At 45.2% G+C, this 3677-nt stretch carries 3 protein-coding genes; all 3 read left to right on the top strand.

Annotated elements, in window-relative coordinates; genetic code table 11:
* A partial coding sequence (locus F6K52_RS33905) for a hypothetical protein (RefSeq protein WP_293089206.1) occupies window positions 1–2040 on the top strand: 2040 nt, incomplete at its 5' end.
* A gap of 168 nt (window positions 2041–2208) precedes the next feature.
* Entirely contained in the window at window positions 2209–2397 is a 189-nt protein-coding gene (locus tag F6K52_RS33900) for a hypothetical protein (RefSeq protein WP_293089204.1), read from the top strand.
* Window positions 2398–2429: 32 nt separating this feature from the next.
* Window positions 2430–2993: a hypothetical protein gene (locus tag F6K52_RS33895; protein ID WP_293089202.1), complete on the top strand. Its 564-nt coding sequence runs from the start codon at window positions 2430–2432 to the stop codon at window positions 2991–2993.
* The last annotated feature ends 684 nt before the right edge of the window (window positions 2994–3677 follow it).

Raw genomic sequence — 3677 nt, 5'->3', positions numbered from 1 at the left:
TGTATTAAAGTAAGGGTTACAGGTACAGTTATTGAAGATGAAGCAGGAGCTCCGATTAATGTCCAGTTAGGTGATACCGGACTTAACGACAACAGTCCTGCTACTCAGAACCAAGAGGATGCTGATGATGGCCCCAATGATAACGAAGTTCGTACCGTAGATGCTGATCCTACCGAAGCTCCAGTCAATGGTGAGCGTGAGGGTTCTGCGTTCCAAGAAGTCTTACTCTCTACAGAGATTAAGGAACTAGCAACCATCACTGTTCTCAAGCGAATCATAGGTCCAAATAATATTGATCTAGTTGATAACGGTGATGATCCTGAGAGTGCTAGCGATGACAAAATTACTTATCGCTTAGACTTCCGGGTTGAGTCCTCTAACCCAGCGATTAATTTCCAAGCTGCAGATCTCGAAGGAACTAGCATTACGGTTGATAATGCCCCAGTCCAGCGGGTCTTGGTTTCTGATGTCATTCCCGAAAATACAGAATTTGACCCTGACCCTGCAAAAGCGCCTACTGCGCCAGATGGCTGGACAGTGGTCTACTCTAGTGATGACCCAGCGGTGACTGGTCGTGACGCCCTGAGCGTAGACTGGTCTACTACCCAGCCAGCTGCTAATTTGATTAAGCGCATTGGTTTCATTGCTGAAGGTCCTATTACTGCAGGAACCTCCACTGAAGGTGATACCGATGGGTTCAGCTTTGGTGTGATCACCAGTGGTTTACCCGTTGCTGGTGGTGAAATTGCTAACATTGCTCAGGCATTTGGTGAAACTGTCGGTGACCCAACGGATGAAGTGGTCTACGATGAATCCGGTGACCAAAATCCCAACAACTACAATGATGATGGTACACCACCGGATGAGACTGGTACCGACTTCAACCCAGCTACAGACCTTGGTATTGCCAATCCCAGTGCTGATGGTGTTGATGAAGACAATGACAACACAGGTGAAGGACCTAAGGGTGAAGACACTGTAGTTACCATTACTGCAGACATTGAGACTACCAGTCAAATCCTGAATGGTCCAGAGAATCGACCCAACGCCATTGGTCCAACCAATGACAATGATGACTTCACTAACCAGTCCACAACTATTCCAGCTGGAACAGCTCAGGGTATCGACATTGACCCAGGTGCGGTGACCTTCGACAATACCGTTGAGAACCCCAATGCTACTAATTTAGATAACGTAACCTTGTTGCCAATTGCGCCTTCAGTCGGTAATGCGGCGACTAATGACCCTCAAGTTAATCCTCAATTCACCACTCCAGTAGACTTTGGACCAGATAACCAGATTCCTGATAACACTACGGTCACGATCAGGTACGAGCCAGAGACAGGTGATGTTCAGGAAGCAACCTATACCTACACTACAGCTGGCGGTTTTACCACTACGGATCCAGCGGTTAATGTTGGTACTCTCACACCAGGTCAGCAATTGGATTACGAGGTAATTGTTGACTTACCTGAGACAGCTCAAGTTCAGGGTTACGGGATTCCGATTGTTGCCTTTGTCGACAACAACCCGAACGGAGACTTTGATGTCACTCAAGAGACCGTCTTCAACATCACTATTGACCGTCCCTACACTGGCTACATGCAGATGCTGAAAGAAGCTCGGATTCTGGATACTGATGGTGTAACAGTGATTCAGGACTTCACCGGCGGAGATCCCACAGGTGATCAGGAAGGTACCCTCACAGAAGGGGCTAGGCCTGGTCAGTTTATCGAGTACCGAATTACCTACACCAATATCTCTGAACCACTAGTGGGTGCTGGTAACGTAGTTTTGGATGCTAACAACTTCACCATTACTGAGGATGGTACTGCAGCTCCTAACAACTGGGTTACTGTCACCACTCACGAGCAGGGAACTGAGCCATCTCAGGGTACTGTGGAGTACTTCAATAATACCTTATCCTTTGGAAATACTGACCCAGCTAGCGGTGAAGAAGTGACTAGGTATGTCAATGAAGTTGGTACTGTTGCTCCTGGCGACAATGGATCCTTTGTCTTCCGTCGTAAGGTTGACTAATCCTTGATGGTCTGAAGTAGGAAGTATAGCGCTATGCCCAAGGCAAGAGGCAAGAGGCAAGAGGCAAGAGGCAAAACTTGCGTAGGGTGAGTGATAAGACGGGCTTGCCATCATCTTAAACCTCGTAGCCAGTGTTGGAACAGCCCGCCTGGGAATGAAACGGGCAAGATGCCCGTTCCACCAAGATGCCCGTTCCACCAAGATGCCTGTTCCACCAAGATGCCTGTTCCACCAAGATGCCTGTTCCACCAAGATGCCTGTTCCACCCACTGGATCAAACAGCATGCATTGAGATGCATCCAAGCTATCCGGCGAACAGCCTTCCTACTTCAGCCTTCAACCTTCAGCGTTCTATAAAATTGTTTTAATTCTCAAGAGGTTTATTGCAAATGAAACGTTCATCAATTCTCGGTCTGGGTGCGATCGCATTAATTGTTGCTGTGCCTTTTGTAGGTAAGACTCCTGTATTAGCTGGTTTACAGGAAGCTGGGGAAGTGATTGTCCAAAACATCATGCGCCCCAAAGTGCAGTTAAAATTACTGGCTAAGAAGAAGATAGTAGAAGTTGATACTGAAGGTAAAGAAAATATTACTTGGCAAGCCCTAGAGAGCAAAGCCATTGTCAAACCAGGAGATACCCTTCGTTACACTGTCAAAGGTGAAAATTCTGGGGAAGTGGAAGCTGACAATCTGATGGTTACCCAACCCATTCCCCGCGCTACCATGTATATCCTTGATTCCGCTAGCAACAGCAATGGAGCAACGATAACTTACAGCATTGATAATGGAGAGACTTTTATAGAACAACCTACTATTGAAGTCACCCTTGAAGATGGCACGGTAGAAACTAAACCTGCTCCTGCTGCAGCCTACACTCACGTTCGCTTTGAGTTTCCAGAAGCCCTCGATCCCAAAGCAGTTTTAGAAGCATCTTATGATGTCACTGTTCGCTAGAAATTAGGGATGAGTGATTAGTGATTAGGGATGAGTGATTAGTAATTTGTAAATAATACTAAAATCTAGTTAATTACAAATTATTCAAAAATTAAGACTCATTAATCATAACCAATTACTAATCACTTAAACTTATATTTATTAAATATAGGCATTAAAATAATTGATTTATTAGCCACTAGTACTGATAATAATTTGGCTGTTTACACAGTTTTTATCTGGCTAAATAAAACTCCGTAGTCATAACCATCACTAATCGAATTTTAGGTTTTAGGTTTTAGGGATTAGGGATTAGGTGTTAGGTATTAGGTATTAGGTGTTGGGAGGATGTCAACTTTGTAATTAGGTACATAGATCCCCCCTAACCCCCCTTAAAAAAGGGGGGAATTAGATGGAAAAGTCCCCCTTATTAAGGGGGATAATGGGGGATCTGAATCAGGGATTAACAAAATTGACATGCACCCTTAGGTGTTAGGTGTTAGGTGTTAGGCGTTAGGTGTTAGGTGTTAGGTGTTAGGTGTTAGGTGTTGGGAGGATGTCAACTTTGTAATTAGGTACATAGATCCCCCCTAACCCCCCTTAAAAAGGGGGGAATTAGATGGAAAAGTCCCCCTTATTAAGGGGGACCAACGGGGGATCTGAATCAGGGATTAACAAAATTGACATGGCACCCTTAGGTGTTAG

The sequence above is a fragment of the Moorena sp. SIO3H5 genome (assembly GCF_010692395.1).
Taxonomy (GTDB): Bacteria; Cyanobacteriota; Cyanobacteriia; order Cyanobacteriales; family Coleofasciculaceae; genus Moorena.
This window is presented reverse-complemented; position numbering and strand designations above follow the sequence as displayed.

Excerpts from the sequence above, each read along its gene's own strand:
- F6K52_RS33900 (WP_293089204.1), top strand. The coding sequence starts at position 2,209 with ATGCCCGTTCCACCAAGATGCCCGTTCCACCAAGATGCCTGTTCCACC.
- F6K52_RS33895 (WP_293089202.1), top strand. The coding sequence starts at position 2,430 with ATGAAACGTTCATCAATTCTCGGTCTGGGTGCGATCGCATTAATTGTT.